Genomic DNA, 19,179 nt, shown 5'->3' on the forward strand with positions numbered 1-19,179 from the left:
CACGCATCGACCGATCGTCGGTTCACTTGTAGGCGCGCAGGATGCGATCGGCTTCTGTCTGCGCGTCCTTCATGGCTTGCGCCGGCGTCTTGGTGCCGGTGAGCGCGGACTGCAGGCCGTCGTTCAGCGCTTTGGTCACGCGCTGGTTGTCGTGCGTCGAAAACTCGGCCACCGACACCGGCAACTGGTCGCGCGCCACGAGCGCAACCGGGAAATCGGTGCCGTACTTCTTCAGTGCGGGCGTGTCGTAGGCCGCTTGAGAGGTGCCGGCGTAACCGGTCTCGATGCTCCATTGCGCGGCACGCTCCGGCTGCGTCACCCACTGAACGAACTTGAACGCAGCCTCTTGCTGCGCCGGGGTCGACTTCTTGAAGATGTAGAAGTTGCCGCCGCCGGTGGGCGAGCCCTTGCGCTTGTTGCCGGGGATCATGCCGACGCCGAAATCGAACTTGGCGTTGGCCTTGATGTTGGTCAGGTTGCCGGTGGTCGTGTAGATGATCGCGGCCTTCTTCTCGAAGAAGTCCTTGGGCGTGGTGCCCCACTCGACCACGCCAGGCGGATGGATGCCGGCTTTGCCCAGGTCGACCCAGTACTGCAGCGCCTCGACGATCTTCGGATCGTCGAACTTGACCTGCGTGCCGGCCTCGTTCGCCAGGATCGCGTCGTTGGGTGTCGTCAGCGTCTGGAACAGCCAATAGGGAAACCCGCTCGACGGAATCTGGACGCCGTACTGCGTGGTCTTGCCGCTGGCGTCTTTCTTCGTGAGCTTGGTGGCGGCTTCTTTCAGCTCGGCCCAATTGGTCGGGCCTTTTTCCGGGTCAAGGCCTGCCTCTTTGAAGAGTTCCTTGTTCCAGTACATGACGACGGTCGAGCGCTGGAACGGAATGCCCCAGGTCTTGCCGCCGCTCTGGCTGTTGAGCATGAAGGCCTTGTAGAAACTGCCCATCCACGCCTTGTCATCAGCCGTCTTGGCGAAAGTATCGAACGGCACGATGGCGTCTTCGTCGATCAGGGTGAACATGTCGGTCGACAGCAGCACCGACGTCACCGGCGGCGTGCCCGACTTGTGCGCTGTGAGCGCTTTCACGATGGTCTCCTGGTAGGTGCCGGCGTAGATCGGCGTCACCTTGATGCCGGGGTTGTCTTTCATGAAGCCCGCGGCAAAGCCGTCGATGGTCTTGGCGATCGGGCCGCCGACGGCGACCGGGTAATAGAACTGAACTTCGACCGGTGTTTGCGCGTGCAGCGGCGTCGTCGCACCTGCCAGCACGGCGATGGCCGCAGCGAGCTGGAGGGTGGTGGCGCGCAGAAAGGTATCTCGTCTCATGGGAGTGGTCCTCGAAAAAACTACGGAAGAGAGCAGGTCAGTAAGCAGGTCAGTGAATTCGTTGACCGGCGACGTCGAAGCCGTGGCTGTCGCGCGGCGACCAGTGCAGCCGCACGGTGTCTCCGGGCTGCGCCCGGAGGCGGCCGTCGGCGCGCACCAGCAGCGTTTGCGTGCCGACAGTGCAGCGCAAGACCAGATCGGCACCCAGGTACTCGACGCTGGCGACGCGCGCCGGCACGCCAAGGCTCTCGGGGTTGTCGATGTGCGGCGCCAGCGAGATCGACTCTGGGCGCACGCCGAGCGTTGTTGCGGTCAGTCCGATGGCGACGTCGCTTCCCGCGATGCGGCCGGCCTCGATGGCCACGAGATTCATCGGCGGCGTGCCGATAAACCGGGCCGCAAAGGTCGTGGCGGGTTGTGCGTAAAGCTCGCGCGGTGCGCCGGCCTGCTCGACGCGGCCCAGGTTCAGCAGCACCACTTGGTCGGCCATGCTCATCGCCTCGGTCTGGTCGTGCGTGACGTAGACGACGGTGAGTCCGAGCTTTTGCTGCAGGTCGCGCAGTTCGAGCCGCATTTCCTGCCGCAGCTGTGCATCGAGGTTGGAGAGAGGTTCGTCCATCAGGCAGACGCTCGCCTGCGCGACGAGCGCACGGCCGAGTGCGACGCGTTGTTGCTGACCGCCCGACAGTTGGCCGGGGCGGCGATCGAGCAAAGCCGTCAGGCCGAGCAGCGTCGCCGTTTCTTTCAGCCGCGTTGCCATTTCTGCAGCAGGCGTCTTGCGAACCGAGAGCCCGAAGGTGATGTTGTCGGCGACGGTCAGGTGTGGAAAGAGCGCGTAGTTTTGAAACACCATCGCGATGCCGCGCTGCGCCGGCGGCGCGTCGGTCACGTCGCGACCGTCGATGCGCACCTGGCCGGCAGTTGCCACTTCCAGCCCGGCGATGATGCGCAATGTCGTCGACTTGCCGCAGCCCGAGGGGCCCAGCAAGACGCAAAAGGTGCCTTTTTCGATCTGGAGGTTGATGGCGTGGAGGGCGGTGGTCTGGCCCCATGATTTGGCAACGCCGGCGAGCTCAATCGATGACATCGAACGAGTATAGATACGGCTTGTGACAGCTGGTTGCACGCGCGTGTCAGTGTTTTCCTCAGAAGACGCAAGGGCAAATTTCGCTAAAGTCACCTTGCCAGTTCCGGCTGTACCGAATTCCAGGAAATAACATGAGCAAAAAAGTCGCATACGTCACCGGAGGCATGGGTGGCATCGGAACCGCCATCTGTCAGCGTCTTCACAAGGACGGCTTTACCGTCATCGCCGGCTGCGGCCCGACGCGAGACCACGCTAAGTGGCTGACCGAACAAAAGGCCGAAGGCTATGAGTTCTTCGCGTCGGTCGGCAACGTCGGCGACTGGGCCTCCACCGTCGACGCCTTTGCCAAGGCCAAGGCCGACCATGGCGCCATCGACGTGCTGGTGAACAACGCCGGCATCACGCGCGACCGGATGTTCATCAAGATGACGCCGGAAGACTGGAGCGCGGTGATCGAGACCAACCTCAACAGCATGTTCAACGTGACCAAGCAGGTGGTCGGCGACATGGTCGAGAAGGGCTGGGGCCGCATCGTCAACATCAGCTCGGTCAACGGCGCCAAGGGCCAGGCTGGTCAGACCAACTACTCGGCAGCCAAGGCCGGCATGCACGGCTTCACGATGGCGCTGGCGCAAGAAATGGCCAACAAGGGCGTGACGGTCAACACCGTGAGCCCCGGTTACATCGGCACCGACATGGTCAACGCCATTCGCCAGGAAGTGCTCGACAAGATCATTGCCACCATCCCGGTCAAGCGCCTCGGAAAACCGAGCGAAATTGCCTCGATCATTTCATGGCTGGCCACGGACGAAGGCGGCTATTCGACCGGCGCCGACTTCTCGGTGAACGGCGGACTTCACATGCATTGAAGCGTTGTTCGCAACGCGCCTCGACGAAAACCCGCTCTGGCGGGTTTTTTCATGGCTCGCCGCACGGCGGACCGAAGCGGACGCCGTCGAGTGATCGCGCTAAAGTCGCCACCGGCGCAAAAGCTGCGAAAGCCGCACCGGCAGCCAAGTTCTGAATTCATAAGTCCAACAGCAAGAAATACGAAGGAGACGCCATGTCTACCGCACCATCCACCGCCGCGCCCGCGGTGAAGCCGCCGTTCTACAGGTCGCTCTACTTTCAGGTCATCACCGCCATCGTCATCGGCGTGATCCTCGGGCACTTCTACCCGCAGACCGGCGAGGCCATGAAACCGCTGGGCGACGGCTTCATCAAGCTGATCAAGATGATCATCGCGCCGATCATCTTCTGCACAGTGGTGGTCGGCATCGCCGGCATGGAAGACATGAAGAAGGTCGGTAAAACCGGTGGCCTGGCGCTGCTGTACTTCGAGGTGGTCAGCACCATCGCGCTGATCGTCGGACTGGTCATCATCAATCTGGTGCATCCGGGCACGGGAATGAACATCGACGTTGCAGCGCTCGATACCAAGGGCATCGCGGCCTTCACCGGGCCGGGCAAGATGACTTCGACCACCGACTTTTTGCTCAACGTGATCCCGACTCAGTTCGTCGATGCCTTTGCCAAGGGAGAAATCCTGCAGGTGTTGCTGATCGCAGTTTTGTTCGGCTTCGCACTGCACAAGTTCGGTGGCCGGGGCACCCTGGTGTTCGACCTGATCGAGAAGTTCTCGCATGTGCTGTTCGTCATCGTGGGCTACATCATGAAGGTCGCACCCATTGGCGCTTTTGGCGCAATGGCGTTCACCATCGGCAAGTACGGTGTCGGCTCGTTGGTGCAGTTGGGTCAGCTCATGGCAACCTTCTATTTGACCTGTCTGATCTTCGTCTTCGTGGTGCTGGGCAGCATTGCGAAATACCACGGCTTTTCGATCTGGAAGTTCGTCAAGTACATCCGTGAAGAACTGCTGATCGTGCTCGGCACCTCATCGAGCGAAGCGGCATTGCCACGCATGATGGAGAAGATGGAAAACCTCGGTGCCAAGAAGTCGGTGGTCGGGCTGGTGATTCCCACCGGTTATTCGTTCAACCTCGATGGCACCTCGATCTACCTGACGATGGCGGCGGTGTTTTTGGCGCAAGCCACCAACACGCCGATGACGATCATGCAGCAGATCACGTTGTTGCTGGTGCTGCTGCTGACCTCCAAGGGCGCGGCTGGCGTGACTGGCAGCGGCTTCATCGTGCTGGCTGCCACACTGTCGGCCGTGGGTCATGTGCCGGTTGGTGCACTGGCATTGATCCTCGGCATCGACCGCTTCATGTCCGAAGCCCGAGCGCTGACCAATCTGGTGGGCAATGGCGTGGCGACGATCGTGGTGGCCAAGTGGACCAACGAACTCGACATGGATCGTCTGCAGGCCGGGCTCAATGGCGAGACCTGGGTCGAGGCGAACGAGCCTGAAGAGATCGTCAACGCCAAGACCAGTCACATGGCGAGTTGAGCGCCTTGCGAGACTCAGCTCAGTTGGCTCGGAGAGCGTCGCTCAAAGGTCTTCAATGACCAGCGCGCGATAGCGCTGGGCCATCGAATACGGCACTTCGCGCACCGCTTTCATCATTCGATTGGCGGTGTCTTCATCGTGGGTCTTGACCAACAGACCTGCGTGCCCCTTTTGAGCCAGCTCGGTCAGGGCGCGCACGGTTGCGCCCTCTGTGCCAGCTGACGGCAAGGGGTCGTCGGCGCCGCTCACGGTCGGTGTGATCTGCGACAAGACGATGGCGGGTGGCACCAGCATCACGTCTTGTGCGTCGAAGCCAGCGTCGATCAGTTGCTGCCCGACGCGGGCCGCATCTTTTGCATCCGGAAACATCACCATCGAATAACCGGTCGGATAAAACGCGCCGCCGAATGTGGCCAGCATGGTCGGCTCGATATGAAATTGGTTCATCGTTGTCTCCGGATTTGTAGGCCCTGGAAGGGCGATGCAACAGCTTAGAAGGCGGCTAGGACGTCAGCTGTAGGGAAAAAACCGGAAGCTGTCGCAATGCGGCGATTTCAGCCAGTTCGCATACAAATACTTGGCAAATTCACGCCAAAAATCTTACGATTTGTCACATTCATATAGAACCGTGAAATTGTGCTTAGGCGCTGTCGTGGCCGTTGAATAGGATCAATCGGTCCAATTCGTAACATTTACCGGCCCCGCCTAAACCCATGTCAACACTGCGAAATATCGCACTGACCGTTCACGAACTCGAAGAAGGCGAGTTCTATTGGGTATTGATGGAAGGCACGGATTACGCGATGGAAGACGCGTTGCCCTACCTTCCGCTTGAATCTGCGACCGATCCCCAATCTACCTATGCCAACGCTTTGGTCGCGGGCGTCGCTGCAATTCGAAGAATGTTCGGCAAGGAAGGTCCGCGTGCCTGATATTGCGCGGCATCCGGGAAATACGAGCATGCGGAAGTTTCAAGCGGCCCTCGTCCAGGGCCGCTAAGTAACGTTGCAATTGCCGGGTCTTACGGGCAGCTTGGCAACCCCTGAGAGACAATCCGAGGCTTTGCCGGCGCTGCCGGCGCAACGTCCAAGTCCCATGTCCGCTTCTTCCTTCGATCCGAGTCTTCGCCCTGCGCCGGACCGCGTGAGCGTTGCGCCCATGATGGATTGGTCAGACACGCATTGCCGCTACTTTCATCGGCTGCTCACCCGCCAGGCGCTCCTTTACACCGAGATGGTCACGACCGGCGCGCTGGTGCACGGCGACGTTCCGCGACACTTGCGCTTCAATGCAGAAGAACATCCGCTTGCGCTGCAATTGGGCGGCAGCGAGCCGGCTGACTTGGCCCACTGCGCGCAACTGGGAGAAGAGTGGGGCTACGACGAAATCAACCTGAACTGCGGTTGCCCGAGCGAGCGCGTGCAGCGCGGGGCGTTCGGTGCCTGTCTCATGGCCGAGCCGCAACTGGTGGCCGATTGCGTGAAGGCGATGGTCAACGTGGTCGATGTGCCGGTCACGGTCAAGCACCGCATCGGCATCGACAAGTCGGAGAGCTACGAGTTCGTGCGTGACTTCGTCGGCACGGTGAGCGAAGCAGGCTGCGAGACCTTCATCGTGCATGCGCGCAACGCGTGGCTCAAGGGCTTGAGCCCGAAGCAAAACCGTGAAGTGCCGCCGCTGCGCTACGCGCTGGTTCATCGGCTGAAGCACGATTTTCCGGCGCTTCGTTTTTCGATCAATGGCGGCATCCACGACAACGCCGAAGTGCACACGCAGTTGCGCCTGCTCGACGGCGTGATGATCGGCCGCGAGGCGTATCACAACCCCTGGTGGCTGGCTGGATGGGACGCGGAGTTCTTCGGGGACACGTCGCGAAATGGCGGTGTCGAACTCACTCGCGAAGATGTGGAGCGGCAGATGTGCGACTACATGGTTCGCGAAGCGGCCGCGCACGGCACGCCTTGGTCGAACATCGCGCGGCACATGCTCGGCTTACGCAACGGGTTGCCCGGTGCGCGACATTGGCGCCAGGTGTGGAGTGACCACAAGCTGAAGGGCACGACGCCGCACGAGGTCATGGCGCTGGCGCATTCGCAGGCTGATGCGGACGCGCGCAGTGCAGCGGCTGTATCAATTGCCAAGCCTGCGTCCGGACCGGCGCTCGACGCGTCTGCGGGCAAGCCGGCCGCCGCGCTTTCGGCCTAGGCGCTGGCCGGCCTGCCTTCGTGAAAGCGTGCCAGGAAGGCGCGCGTAGCGACTTCCGTCGGCGCATCGATGACCTGCCGCGCCGGTCCGCATTCCACGATGACGCCGTCGCGCATGAACGCCACCTGGTTAGCCACTTCGCGCGCGAATGACATCTCATGCGTGACCAGCAACATCGTCATACCTTCTTCGGCCAGCGCCTGAATCACGCGCAACACCTCGCCGACCAGCTCCGGGTCCAGGGCCGAAGTAACCTCGTCGAACAGCATTACCTGCGGCTCCATCGCCAGTGCACGTGCAATCGCGACGCGCTGCTTCTGGCCGCCTGAGAGTTGATCGGGCCAGGCGTCGGCCTTGTCCAGCAACCCCACCTTGGCGAGCAGCGCACGTGCCTTCTCGGCGGCTTGCGCCTTCGGCTGCTTCATGACGGTGACCGGCCCCTCCATGACGTTGCCAAGCACCGTCATGTGAGGGAAGAGGTTGAAGTGCTGGAACACCATTCCGGTTCGTGCGCGGAAGCCGGAGAGCACCGCGTCTTTCGGCAGCCGGGTCGCGGCGCCGGTGAAGGTCAGCGATTGCTCGCCCACTCGAACGGTGCCTTGGTCGGGCACCGTCAGCAGGTTGAGGCAGCGCAGCAAGGTCGACTTGCCCGAGCCCGAAGGCCCGATCAGTGCAATGACTTCACCCTTTGCGACCGAGAGCGACACGTCGCGCAACACGCGGTTGTCGCCGAAGCGTTTGCCCAGGCGCGTGACCTCGATCATGGGCGCAGATGTTGGCAACGTTGTCATGCGTGCGCTGGACCGGAGAGGCGGGTTTCAGCACGCTTAACCAGAATCGTGGCCGGCAGCAGCACGAGGAAGTAGGCGAGTGCGACCACGGTGTAGGTCTCCAGCGGCCGATAGGTTTCGTGAGCGATGCTTTGGCCCTGATAGAGCAGGTCCGGCAATGCCAGCACCGACAGCAGCGACGTGTTCTTGAGTTGCAGGATCGACTGATTCAACAGTGGCGGCACCATGCGCCTGAACGCTTGCGGCAGGACCACCCGGCGCATCATCTGAAAGCGCCGCATGCCCAGCGCACGTGCTGCTTCTGTTTGCCCCGGATCAATAGAGATGATGCCGCCGCGGATGATCTCGGAGTAGAACGAGCTGCCGTACAAAGAGAGCGCCAATATGGCCGCCAGCGCCGCCGAGATCTGGATGCCTGTGAGCACCGGCAGCGCGTAATAGAACCACACCAGTTGCACCAGCACCGGTGTGCAGCGGAATACTTCGACATAAGCCCGCAGCGGCGCGCGCAGCCAAACGGGTTGCGACAACCGACCCATCGCGACCGCCAGCCCGATCGCCAGCCCGATCACAGTGCAGATGACCGTGTAGGCGACGGTGTAGCCGAGACCCATGAGAAGGAGCTTGCGAAAGCCCCACAGAAATTCGAAGTCCCAGTGGTACACGGCGGCTCTCGTTCGCTCTTCTTGTCGGGTGCTGAATTCGGATCAGAAGCTGATCGTCGATGGAACCTGGTCCGGCTTCACGCCTGACAGGGTCTGCATGTTGGCCAGCACCACCTCCTTCACCTTGCCGCTGGAACGCGTCTGCGCGATCCACTTGTTGACGTACTCGACCCACTGACGGTCGCTTTCCTTGCGGAAGCCCAGGTTGGTTGTTGTGGCCTGCGTCGGCGTCGGCAGCACGATGTGCCCGACGGTCGGGTTCTTGCTGACCACGGTGAGTGCCAGCACCACGGCGAGGACCTGGCAATCGGCGCGGCCGGTCTGCAGGGCGAGCGTGGCATCGGCGGCTTTTTCGAGGCGGATGATCTGCGCGTTGGGGCAGGTCTTGGTGACGACCTGGTCGTGCGACGAGCCGATATCGACGGCGATCTTGACGTCGGGCTTGTTGAGCTCCTCCCACGTCTTCGGGTCGAACCCCTTGCGTGCCACGAGGACGAAAGCGTTGTTGAACAACGGGTCGGAAAAGTCGACGACCAACGCGCGCGCCGGCGTCGGGTTCAGGCCGAAGAACACGTCGATCTTGTTCGACTGGAGATCGAGCACCGAGTTGCCCCAGCTGGTTTCGTTGATGTCGAGTTTGGCGTTGAGGCTCCCGGCGAGGCTCTTGCCGAAGTCGATCATGAAGCCTTGCCATTCGCCCGATGCCAGGTCCTTGTGATAGTAGGGCGCCGCGCCGGCCACTGCGCCCATGCGCAGTACCTTGGTGCGGTTGATGCGGGCCCATGCGCTTTCGGTCGCATCGGTCTGCGCGAAGGCGGCGTGCGGGAGGGCGGTCGCGGCGCTGGCTGCGGCGACGCTGGTGATGAACTGACGACGGTTTGTCATGATTTTTTTACGTAGATGATGAGAGAAGACAGGAAGGAAGAGAAGCGTTGAAATGGAACGACGGTGCGGCCAGTCACAGGGTCATGCCGCCATCGACGTGAAGGATCTGGCCGGTGATAAAAGCCGCCTCACGGCTCAGCAAAAAGGCGATGGGTGCTGCGATGTCATCGGGCGTGGCGAGCCGGCCGGCGGGCACGCGCAACAGCGCTTGCTTCCATTGCTCGTCGGTCAGCGCACCGGCGTTGGCGCGGTCTTTGCGGACGTAGCCTGGCGCTACCGCGTTGACCGTGACACCGCGTGCAGCGTTCTCGGCCGCCGCTGCTTTGACCAGTGCCTCGACGCCGGCCTTGGCTGCGGCGGTGGCTGGAAACGTCGATGCGCCCAGCGTGAAGCGGTGCGCCACGAAGGAACTGACGGCCACGAAGCGGCCTTGCCCAGAAAGTGCGAGCAGCGGCAGGCTTTTGCGCAGAAGGTGCGCGACGGAAACGACCATGGTCCGAAGCGATCGTTCGAGGATGTCGTCGTCGAGTTCGGCGAGGCTGGTCTTGTCGGCGAAGCCGGCATTGGCGACCACGCCGCGCAGTCCGCCAGCATCGCCTGGCGCTCCACCAAGCGCCATCGCAGCATCGAGAAGCGCATCGACGGTCGATGGCAGCGCCATGTCGCCGACCACCACCGTGGTGCGCACCGCACTGCATTCCGCTGCCACGGCGTCAGCCGCTGCACGCCGGCTGCCGGTATGGATCACGAGGTCGATGCCCTGTGCCGCCAGGCGTCGACACGTCGCTGCTCCGATGCCCGAGCCCGCGCCGGTCACGACCACACTGCTCATTCGAACTGCCTTGTTTTCGGTCACCGAATGGTGCCGCTGCTTTATGGATGCAAGTATTGTGCAAGCAAAAGTAGGGTGTCACCGCCTCGTACATGAGGCCGACGAGGAGCTGCGGGTAAGGCGAAGCTTCGGGGCCTCAGGGAACGTGGGCACCCGTTGCAGCCTTCAATCCACTCTCAAAATGCTCCTGCATTCGCTGCATGGCGGCCGGCCCGTCGCGCGCCGTGATCGCCTTCATCAGCGCGTCGTGCTCCCTGAGCGATTCGCGCGCGCGCGGCTCTTTGAAAAGCGAGCTGTGGCCTTTGAGCTTCATGATCTTGCGCAGGTCGGCCACCATCTGCACCCGCCAGCGGTTGTTGGCAATTTCCAGCAGGCGCGTATGAAAGGCGATGTTCAGCGCCAGAAAGGCCGCGTAGTTGGGGCGCGGCATGCTCAGCGCTGCCTGAAGCTGCGCGTGCAGTGCTTCGAGTTCGTCCAGCTGTGACTTTGTGGCAGTGACCGCGACGGTCGCTGCGGCGTCGCTTTCCAGCAGCGAGAGCAGGTGATAAACGTCGACCAGATCGCGCTCGGACACCTCGGTCACGTAGGCGCCGCGTCGCACCTTCATCGTGATCAGGCCCTCGGCGGCCAGCACCTTCAACGCTTCGCGCAGTGGCGTGCGGCTGATGCCGTACTCCTCCGCCAGCTTCAGTTCGTCGATCCAGGCGCCCGGTTCCAGCTCCTGATTGAAGATGCGTTGGCGCAGCAGCTCGGCCACCTCTTCGTAGAGGGCGCGCGGAGTGAGCGTGACAGCGGACATGCGCGAACTGTACTGCAATGACGCGATCTGAATTAATAATTATGGATCGGGTAGACTCGTCTTGAACTGCCCGGACTCAGCGGAGACACTGGGAACAACTTTGCAAAAGCGGCGCCCATGAGCACACCCGAACCGACCTTCCCACCCGTCAGCCTCGAGGCATGGACCAAAGCGGCTGCCAAGTCGGCGCCGGGTGGCGACGTCAATGCGCTGAACTGGCTGACACCGGACGGCATCAGCGTCAAGCCGCTCTACACCGCCGCCGACCTCAAGGGCTTGAAGTACACCGACACGATGCCGGGGTTCGAGCCCTACCTGCGCGGGCCGCAAGCCACGATGTACGCAGTGCGGCCCTGGACCATCCGGCAGTACGCCGGCTTCTCGACTGCAGAAGAGTCCAACGCCTTCTATCGCAAGGCGCTGGCTGCCGGCGGCCAGGGCGTGAGCGTCGCGTTCGATCTGCCGACACACCGCGGCTACGACAGCGACCACCCGCGGGTGACGGGCGATGTCGGCAAGGCGGGCGTAGCAATCGACTCGGTCGAAGACATGAAGATCCTGTTCGACCAGATTCCGCTCGACAAGGTGTCGGTATCTATGACGATGAACGGCGCCGTGTTGCCGGTGCTGGCCGGCTACATCGTGGCCGGCGAAGAGCAGGGCGTGCCGCAAGACCAGTTGAGCGGGACTATTCAGAACGATATTCTGAAAGAGTTCATGGTGCGCAACACCTACATCTTTCCGCCGGCGCCGAGCATGCGGATCATCGGCGACATCATCGAGTACACGGCGCACAAGATGCCGAAGTTCAACTCGATCAGCATCAGCGGTTATCACATGCAGGAGGCCGGTGCCAACCAGGCGTTGGAACTGGCCTTCACGCTGGCTGATGGCAAGGAGTACGTCAAGACGGCCTTGGCCAAGGGGCTCGACGTCGACGTGTTCGCGGGGCGCCTGAGTTTCTTCTGGGCCATCGGAATGAACTTCTATCTGGAAGTCGCCAAGATGCGCGCCGCGCGCTTGCTGTGGTGCCGCATCATGAAAGACTTCGAGCCCAAGAACGCCAAGAGCCTGATGCTGCGCACGCACTGCCAGACCAGCGGCTGGTCGCTCACCGAACAAGACCCGTACAACAACGTCGTGCGCACCACCATCGAGGCAATGGCCGCGGTGTTCGGCGGCACGCAAAGCCTGCACACCAATGCGCTCGATGAAGCGATTGCACTGCCGACCGAGTTCAGCTCGCGCATCGCACGCAACACGCAACTCATCATTCAGGAAGAGACCCACATCACCAGCGTGGTCGACCCATGGGCCGGCAGCTACATGATGGAAAAGCTGACCCAGGACATGGCCGACAAGGCCTGGGAAATCATCGAAGAAGTCGAAGCCATGGGCGGCATGATCAAGGCCGTCGACAGCGGCTGGGCCAAGCTCAAGATCGAAGCCGCCGCCGCCGACAAGCAGGCGCGCATCGATTCTGGCCGTGACGTGATCGTCGGCGTCAACAAGTACAAGCTAAAGACTGAAGACGCGATCGACAGTTTGTCGATCGACAACGTGAAAGTGCGCGACGGCCAGATCGCCAAGCTGAAGACCATTCGCGCTTCGCGTGACTCGGCAGCCGTGCAGGTGGCACTCGAAGCGCTGACGGCCGCTGCCGAAAGCGGCGAAGGCAACATGCTGGCGCTGAGCATCGATGCGGTGCGCCTGCGCGCCACGGTCGGCGAGATCAGCGACGCGCTGGAAAAAGTCTATGGCCGGCATCGCGCCGACACGCAGAAGGTCACCGGCGTTTATGCCGCAGCCTATGACTCGGCCGAGGGCTGGGAAGCGCTCCAAAACGAGATCGCCTTGTTTGCTGAAGAGCAGGGCCGCCGTCCACGCGTGATGATTTCCAAGCTCGGGCAAGACGGCCACGACCGCGGCGCCAAGGTTGTCGCCACGGCCTTCGCTGACCTTGGTTTCGACGTCGATATGGGTCCGTTGTTCCAGACGCCTGAGGAGTGCGCGCGCCAGGCCATCGAGAACGACGTGCATGCGGTCGGCGTCTCGACCCTTGCCGCTGGCCACAAGACGCTGGTGCCGGCGATCATCGCCGAGCTGAAGAAGCAGGGCGCCGACGACATCATCGTGTTCGTCGGCGGCGTGATTCCGCGCGGCGATTACGAGATGCTTTACGAGGCCGGCGTGAAAGGCATCTACGGCCCGGGGACGCCGATCCCGGCGAGTGCCAAGGATGTGCTGGAGCAGATTCGCGCTTCGATTGCGGCCTGAACATGCCGGGGGAGCGCACCACGGTCACGTCCGATTCCTTGTTGAGTGCCGAAGGCCCCGCGCAGCGGCGCGCCATTGCCAAGGCCATCACGCTGCTGGAGTCGACCCGAGCCGACCATCGAGCGCAAGCGGACGAGTTGCTCACCGCCTTGCTGCCACACACGGGCCAGTCGTTTCGGCTCGGCATCTCGGGCGTTCCGGGCGTCGGCAAGTCGACCTTCATTGAAACGCTCGGCCTCTTGTTGATCGACAAGGGCCATCGGGTCGCAGTGCTCACCATCGACCCATCGTCTTCCGTGTCAGGTGGCTCGATCCTCGGCGACAAGACACGCATGGAACGACTCTCGGTGCATGAGCGCGCCTACATTCGGCCGAGCCCGTCGTCGGGCACGCTGGGTGGCGTGGCAGAGAAGACGCGTGAAGCGATGCTGGTGTGCGAGGCTGCGGGGTATGACATCGTCATTGTCGAAACCGTCGGCGTTGGCCAGAGCGAGACCGCGGTGGCGGGCATGACCGACATGTTCGTGCTGATGCAACTGCCGAACGCCGGTGACGATCTGCAGGCGATCAAGAAGGGTGTGATGGAACTGGCCGACCTGGTCGTCATCAACAAGGCCGATCTCGACAAGGATGCCGCCACGCGCGCGCAGGCGCAGATAACTTCTGCGCTGCGCCTCTTCGGCCATCAGGGCAATCCTGATCATGTGCATGCGATGCACGATGCGTACAACGGCGCCGAGGTGCGCTTCTGGTTGCCGCGCGTGATGCAGTTGAGTGCGCTCGCCGGTACCGGCGTCGACGCGTTCTGGGACTCGGTCACACAGTTCAAGGCACTGCAGGCTGGCAATGGCAAGCTGGTGAAGCGGCGTGAAAAGCAGTCGCTGTCCTGGATGTGGGAGCGCATCGACGCTGGTCTGAAGCACGCTTTTCGACATCATCCGCAGGTGCGCGAAATGTTGCCGCAACTGACGCGGCAAGTGGTCGAAGGCACGCTGCCGGCGTCGGCCGCAGCGCGCACTTTGCTCGCCATAGCGGCTGGCCAGATCTAGCCCGGAATACAAGAATCAATCGAACTTCAGCTTTGGAGAAACAACCATGCAAGAACTGATCGACCAACTCGAAGAGCGCCGCGCCAAGGCCCGGCTCGGCGGTGGACAAAAGCGCATCGATGCACAGCACAAGAAGGGCAAGCTCACCGCGCGCGAGCGCATCGAACTGCTGCTCGACGACAACACCTTCGAAGAGTGGGACATGTTCGTCGAGCATCGGTCGGTCGACTTCGGCATGGCGGAGCAGAAGATTCCAGGTGACGGTGTGGTCACTGGTTACGGAATGATCAACGGCCGGCTGGTCTTCGTCTTCAGCCAGGACTTCACCGTTTTCGGCGGTGCGCTCAGCGAAGCCCATGCCGAGAAAATCTGCAAGGTGATGGACCAGGCGATGAAGGTCGGTGCACCGGTTATCGGCCTCAACGATTCCGGCGGCGCGCGCATCCAGGAAGGCGTGGCCTCGCTCGGCGGTTATGCCGACGTGTTCCAGCGCAACGTGATGGCGTCGGGCGTGGTGCCGCAGATCAGCATGATCATGGGCCCGTGCGCCGGCGGCGCTGTGTACTCGCCCGCCATGACCGATTTCATCTTCATGGTGAAGGACTCGAGCTACATGTTCGTCACTGGCCCCGAGGTCGTGAAGACGGTGACACACGAGAACGTGACGGCCGAAGAACTCGGTGGCGCCATCACGCACACCACGCGCAGTGGCGTGGCCGACAGGGCATTCGAAAACGACGTCGAAGCGCTGATGATGCTGCGCCGGCTCTACAACTACCTGCCGCTCAACAACCGCGAGAAATCGCCGGTGCGCCTTGGCAACAACGGCAAGGGCGATCCGGCCGACCGACCCGATTTTTCGCTCGATACGCTGGTGCCCGACAACGCCAACAAGCCGTACGACATGAAGGAGTTGATCCTCAAGGTGGTCGACGACGGCGACTTCTTCGAGTTGCAGCCCGAGTACGCGAAAAACATCGTCATCGGCTTCGCCCGCATGGAGGGGCAGACCGTCGGCATCGTGGCCAACCAGCCCCTGGTGCTGGCTGGTTGTCTCGACATCAAAAGCAGCATCAAGGCGGCGCGCTTCGTGCGCTTTTGCGATTGCTTCAACATTCCGGTCGTCACCTTTGTCGACGTACCCGGCTTCATGCCCGGCACGGGGCAGGAGTACGGCGGGATCATCAAGCACGGCGCGAAGCTGCTCTATGCGTACGCTGAGTGCACAGTGCCGAAGATCACGGTGATCACGCGCAAAGCCTACGGCGGCGCTTACGACGTGATGGCGTCGAAGCATCTGCGCGGCGACGTCAATCTCGCATGGCCGCGCGCCGAGATCGCGGTGATGGGCGCCAAGGGTGCGGTCGAAATCATCTTTCGCGAAGACAAGAACGACCCGGAGAAGCTGGCTGCGCGCGAGGCCGAATACAAAGCGCGTTTCGCCAACCCGTATGTGGCGAGCGCACGTGGTTACATCGACGACGTGATCCTGCCTCACGAGACGCGCAAGCGCATCTGCCGCTCGCTCGTGATGCTTCGGGCCAAGAAGCTCGAGAACCCGTGGCGCAAGCACGGGAACATTCCGCTCTGAGCTCCTAGAAGAAGAACATGTTTAAAAAAATCCTGATCGCCAACCGCGGCGAAATCGCCTGTCGCGTCATCAAGACCGCGAAGAAGATGGGCATCCTGACCGTCGCGGTTTATTCCGATGCCGATAAGGAAGCGCGCCATGTCGAACTGGCCGACGAGGCGGTGCACATCGGTGGCGCAGCCAGCCGCGACAGTTATCTGCAGGTCGACCGCATCATCGCGGCGTGCAAGCAGACTGGTGCCGAAGCGGTGCATCCGGGCTACGGCTTCCTGTCGGAGAACGAAGCCTTCGCGCGCAAGGTCGAAGAAGAGGGCATCGTCTTCATCGGCCCCAAGCACTATTCGATCGCGGCGATGGGCGACAAGATCGCCTCCAAGAAGTTGGCGAACGAGGCCAAGGTCAACACCATTCCGGGCTGGAACGAAGCCATCGAAACCGCCGAACGCGCAGTCGAGATCGCCAGGGAAATCGGCTACCCGGTGATGATCAAGGCGTCGGCCGGCGGCGGGGGCAAAGGCTTGCGTGTTGCGAACGACGACAAGGAAGCGTTCGAAGGCTTTTCCGCTTGCCGCAACGAGGCGCGCAACAGCTTCGGCGATGACCGGGTCTTTATCGAGAAGTTCGTGGTCGAACCGCGCCACATCGAAATCCAGGTGCTGGGCGATTCGCAGGGCAACGTGATCTACCTGAACGAGCGTGAATGCTCGATCCAGCGGCGCCACCAGAAAGTGATCGAAGAGGCGCCGTCACCTTTCATCACGGACGCCACGCGCAAGGCGATGGGAGAGCAGGCGGTGTTGCTGGCCAAGGCCGTGAAATACCAGAGTGCCGGCACAGTCGAGTTCGTGGTCGGCAAGGACCAGAGCTTTTACTTTCTGGAGATGAACACGCGGCTGCAGGTGGAACATCCGGTGACGGAGTGCATCACCGGGCTCGACCTGGTCGAACTCATGATTCGCGTCGCGGCGGGTGAGCCGCTGCCGCTGAAGCAGGCCGACGTGAAGCGTGAGGGCTGGGCCATCGAATGCCGCATCAATGCCGAAGATCCGTTTCGCAGCTTCCTGCCGTCGACCGGCCGGTTGGTGAAGTTCCAGCCGCCGGAAGAGACGATGTTCTCTGCCGATACCGCGCATCTCTACGGCGTGCGCGTCGATACGGGCGTGTACGACGGCGGCGAGATCCCGATGTTCTACGACTCGATGATCGCCAAGCTCATCGTGCACGGCAAGGATCGCCAGCATGCAATTGCGAAGATGCGCGAGGCACTCAATGGCTTCGTGATCCGCGGCATCAGCAGCAACATCCCGTTCCAGGCGGCGCTGTTGGCGCATCCACAGTTCGTCGCGGGTGACTTCAACACCGGCTTTATCGCCGAGCATTACGCGCATGGCTTTCATGCGGAGGACGTGCCTCACAGCGATCCGGCTTTCTTGATCGCGCTGGCCGCCTATGTGCACCGGCGCTATCGTGCGCGGGCCTCGGGCATCAGCGGCCAACTCGAAGGCCACAGCGTGAAGGTCGGCGAGCAGTTCGTGGTGGTCGAGCTTGGGCCGGAAGGAAAGCACATTCATCACCCCGTGTCCGTCACCGACTTTCAGGGCAAGAACGGTGCGAGCGCCGTGGCTGTCGGCGACAGCAATTTCAAGATCGATAGCAATGGCGCGCTCGGCAGTATTCGCGTCGAAGGTACGGTCAACGACAAGCCTTTCGTCGCGCAGGTCGAGCGCGGCGCGGGCAAGAATCCGCTGGCGTTGCGCGTGTTGCACGACGGCACGCAGATCGAAGCGATGGTCCTGTCGCCGCTCGGTGCGCGCCTGCTCGAACTGATGCCGTACAAGGCACCGCCCGACCTAAGCAAGTTCCTGATGTCCCCGATGCCGGGTCTGCTGGTCGAGGTGTCGGTGCAGCCCGGCCAGCAGGTGCAGGCGGGCGAGAAGCTGGCTGTGATCGAGGCGATGAAGATGGAAAATGTGCTCTTCGCATCGCAGGACGGCGTGGTCGGCAAGATCTCCGCGGGCAAGGGTGAGTCGCTGGCTGTCGATCAGATCATTCTGGAGTTCGTGTGATGCCAACCGACGCAACCAATGATTCAAAGATTCGCCCGTTCAAGGTGCTGGGCATCCAGCAGATCGCTATCGGCGCTGTCGACAAGACGCGGCTGCAAAAGCTCTGGGTCGACATGCTGGGCCTGGAAGTGACGGGCACGTTTCGCAGCGAGCGCGAGAACGTGGACGAAGACATCTGCGCGATCGGCAGCGGGCCGTTCAAGGTCGAGGTCGACTTGATGCAGCCGCTGGACATCGACAAGAAGCCGGCGGTACACGTCACGCCGCTGAATCACATCGGCTTGTGGATCGATGACCTGCCGGTCGCGGTCGAGTGGCTGACCGCGCAGGGCGTGCGCTTTGCGCCCGGCGGTATTCGCAAGGGTGCCGCGGGCTTCGACATCTGCTTCATGCATCCGAAGGCCAACGACGAATTTCCCATCGCGGGCGAGGGCGTGCTGATCGAGATGGTGCAGGCCCCGCCGGGCGTGGTGAAAGCCTTTGAGGCGCTGGCTGCGGGCACGCCGCAAATCACCGCTTGAAAGATCAAGGTTTGCGCGCAGCTGCCGCAGCCCGCGCGCGTGCCATAGCGGCCTCCACCACCGAGCGTTTGCGAGCATCGGCATCGGCATCGGCGTTAGGTGCATCTGCCGAGGCGTCCTGAGCCAGTTTCGCTGCGGCTTCTTCTCGCGCCGGGCGGCGTACCTTGTGGGATTCGTAGCGTTGCCGTGAATGGTCTGCCTGTGTCGATGACCATGCATCCCATCCGCTCAAGCCCGGCGTTTCTACTTCGAGCGAGATGCAGTCGACCGGACATACCGGAATGCAGAGTTCGCAACCCGTACAGTGCGCTTCGATCACCGTGTGCATCCGCTTGTGGATGCCCAGGATGGCGTCGGTTGGGCACGCATCGAGGCAGAGCGTGCAGCCGATGCACCAGGCTTCGTCAATGACCGCCATCAGGCGCGGTGCCTCGATTCCGAACTGAGGGTCGAGCGCGATTGCCGGTCGGCCTGTAAGCGAGGAAAGACGGCCTATGCCCTCGGCACCGCCGGGTGGGCATTGGTTGATGGCCGCGTCGCCTGCAGCGATGGCTTCGGCATAGCCATTGCAGTCCGGATAGCCGCAACGCGTGCACTGCGTTTGCGGAAGGGCGTCGTTGATGCGCGCGGCCAGTGACCCGGACGGCGCTTCGGTCATGACTTGTGCGCGG

The 19,179-nt window shown here is 62.2% G+C and carries 18 protein-coding genes; 9 read left to right on the forward strand and 9 right to left on the reverse strand.

Features of this window, described 5'->3' with window-relative positions; all coding sequences use genetic code 11:
- Positions 1-22: 22 nt before the first annotated feature.
- Together RCH10_RS08840 and RCH10_RS08845 are read right to left on the reverse strand one after the other, a co-directional pair.
- On the reverse strand, positions 23-1,327 hold the full coding sequence (locus tag RCH10_RS08840) for an ABC transporter substrate-binding protein (RefSeq protein ID WP_409052083.1): 1,305 nt from the start codon (positions 1,325-1,327) through the stop codon (positions 23-25).
- A gap of 49 nt (positions 1,328-1,376) precedes the next feature.
- Positions 1,377-2,414: an ABC transporter ATP-binding protein gene (locus tag RCH10_RS08845; protein ID WP_323496394.1), complete on the reverse strand. Its 1,038-nt coding sequence runs from the start codon at positions 2,412-2,414 to the stop codon at positions 1,377-1,379.
- Between the two features lie 131 nt (positions 2,415-2,545).
- On the opposite strand from RCH10_RS08845, the gene phbB reads away from it, so the two are divergent.
- Together phbB and RCH10_RS08855 are read left to right on the forward strand one after the other, a co-directional pair.
- The gene (gene phbB, locus RCH10_RS08850) at positions 2,546-3,283 is read left to right on the forward strand and encodes an acetoacetyl-CoA reductase (RefSeq protein ID WP_323496395.1); all 738 of its coding nucleotides are present in this window, start codon (positions 2,546-2,548) and stop codon (positions 3,281-3,283) included.
- 194 nt (positions 3,284-3,477) lie between these two features.
- Positions 3,478-4,827, forward strand: coding sequence for a dicarboxylate/amino acid:cation symporter (locus RCH10_RS08855; protein ID WP_323496396.1), 1,350 nt, complete (start codon positions 3,478-3,480; stop codon positions 4,825-4,827).
- 42 nt (positions 4,828-4,869) lie between these two features.
- Here RCH10_RS08855 and RCH10_RS08860 read toward each other — a convergent pair whose 3' ends face one another.
- Complete coding sequence (locus RCH10_RS08860) at positions 4,870-5,274, reverse strand: hypothetical protein (RefSeq protein ID WP_409052084.1); 405 nt, start codon at positions 5,272-5,274, stop codon at positions 4,870-4,872.
- 266 nt (positions 5,275-5,540) lie between these two features.
- Between RCH10_RS08860 and RCH10_RS08865 the strand changes: the two genes are divergently transcribed.
- Both RCH10_RS08865 and dusA read left to right on the forward strand, forming a co-directional pair.
- Complete coding sequence (locus RCH10_RS08865; RefSeq protein WP_187052506.1) at positions 5,541-5,759, forward strand: hypothetical protein; 219 nt, start codon at positions 5,541-5,543, stop codon at positions 5,757-5,759.
- A 163-nt stretch (positions 5,760-5,922) separates the two neighbouring features.
- Positions 5,923-7,032, forward strand: a complete 1,110-nt coding sequence (gene dusA, locus RCH10_RS08870) for a tRNA dihydrouridine(20/20a) synthase DusA (RefSeq protein ID WP_409052085.1) — start codon at positions 5,923-5,925, stop codon at positions 7,030-7,032.
- Here the strand turns inward: dusA and RCH10_RS08875 are convergent.
- The 5 genes from RCH10_RS08875 to RCH10_RS08895 form a co-directional block, all read right to left on the reverse strand.
- Positions 7,029-7,796, reverse strand: coding sequence for an amino acid ABC transporter ATP-binding protein (locus tag RCH10_RS08875; RefSeq protein WP_409052086.1), 768 nt, complete (start codon positions 7,794-7,796; stop codon positions 7,029-7,031). The two genes, dusA and RCH10_RS08875, sit on opposite strands and share 4 nt — an antisense overlap.
- A gap of 23 nt (positions 7,797-7,819) precedes the next feature.
- Positions 7,820-8,488, reverse strand: a complete 669-nt coding sequence (locus RCH10_RS08880; RefSeq protein ID WP_323496401.1) for an amino acid ABC transporter permease — start codon at positions 8,486-8,488, stop codon at positions 7,820-7,822.
- 42 nt (positions 8,489-8,530) lie between these two features.
- Complete coding sequence (locus tag RCH10_RS08885; RefSeq protein ID WP_409052087.1) at positions 8,531-9,373, reverse strand: transporter substrate-binding domain-containing protein; 843 nt, start codon at positions 9,371-9,373, stop codon at positions 8,531-8,533.
- Between the two features lie 73 nt (positions 9,374-9,446).
- Complete coding sequence (locus RCH10_RS08890) at positions 9,447-10,205, reverse strand: SDR family oxidoreductase (protein WP_323501026.1); 759 nt, start codon at positions 10,203-10,205, stop codon at positions 9,447-9,449.
- Positions 10,206-10,341: 136 nt separating this feature from the next.
- Positions 10,342-11,004: a GntR family transcriptional regulator gene (locus tag RCH10_RS08895; protein ID WP_409052088.1), complete on the reverse strand. Its 663-nt coding sequence runs from the start codon at positions 11,002-11,004 to the stop codon at positions 10,342-10,344.
- A 117-nt stretch (positions 11,005-11,121) separates the two neighbouring features.
- On the opposite strand from RCH10_RS08895, the gene scpA reads away from it, so the two are divergent.
- From scpA to RCH10_RS08920, 5 genes are read left to right on the forward strand one after another with little or no spacing between them, the layout of a single operon-like run.
- Positions 11,122-13,281, forward strand: coding sequence for a methylmalonyl-CoA mutase (gene scpA / locus RCH10_RS08900; protein WP_409052089.1), 2,160 nt, complete (start codon positions 11,122-11,124; stop codon positions 13,279-13,281).
- A gap of 2 nt (positions 13,282-13,283) precedes the next feature.
- Positions 13,284-14,330: a methylmalonyl Co-A mutase-associated GTPase MeaB gene (gene meaB, locus RCH10_RS08905; RefSeq protein ID WP_409052090.1), complete on the forward strand. Its 1,047-nt coding sequence runs from the start codon at positions 13,284-13,286 to the stop codon at positions 14,328-14,330.
- Between the two features lie 46 nt (positions 14,331-14,376).
- The gene (locus tag RCH10_RS08910; RefSeq protein ID WP_187052497.1) at positions 14,377-15,921 is read left to right on the forward strand and encodes an acyl-CoA carboxylase subunit beta; all 1,545 of its coding nucleotides are present in this window, start codon (positions 14,377-14,379) and stop codon (positions 15,919-15,921) included.
- Positions 15,922-15,938: 17 nt separating this feature from the next.
- Entirely contained in the window at positions 15,939-17,987 is a 2,049-nt protein-coding gene (locus RCH10_RS08915) for an acetyl-CoA carboxylase biotin carboxylase subunit (RefSeq protein ID WP_409052091.1), read from the forward strand.
- The gene (locus RCH10_RS08920) at positions 17,987-18,508 is read left to right on the forward strand and encodes a VOC family protein (protein WP_409052092.1); all 522 of its coding nucleotides are present in this window, start codon (positions 17,987-17,989) and stop codon (positions 18,506-18,508) included. Before RCH10_RS08915 ends, RCH10_RS08920 begins: the two co-directional genes overlap by 1 nt.
- A 4-nt stretch (positions 18,509-18,512) precedes the next feature.
- On the opposite strand, the gene RCH10_RS08925 is transcribed toward RCH10_RS08920, so the two are convergent.
- Complete coding sequence (locus tag RCH10_RS08925; RefSeq protein WP_409052093.1) at positions 18,513-19,166, reverse strand: RnfABCDGE type electron transport complex subunit B; 654 nt, start codon at positions 19,164-19,166, stop codon at positions 18,513-18,515.
- Between the last annotated feature and the right edge of the window lie 13 nt (positions 19,167-19,179).

It is taken from the genome of Variovorax sp. GrIS 2.14 (assembly GCF_046115955.1).
Classification (GTDB): Bacteria; Pseudomonadota; Gammaproteobacteria; order Burkholderiales; family Burkholderiaceae_C; genus Variovorax.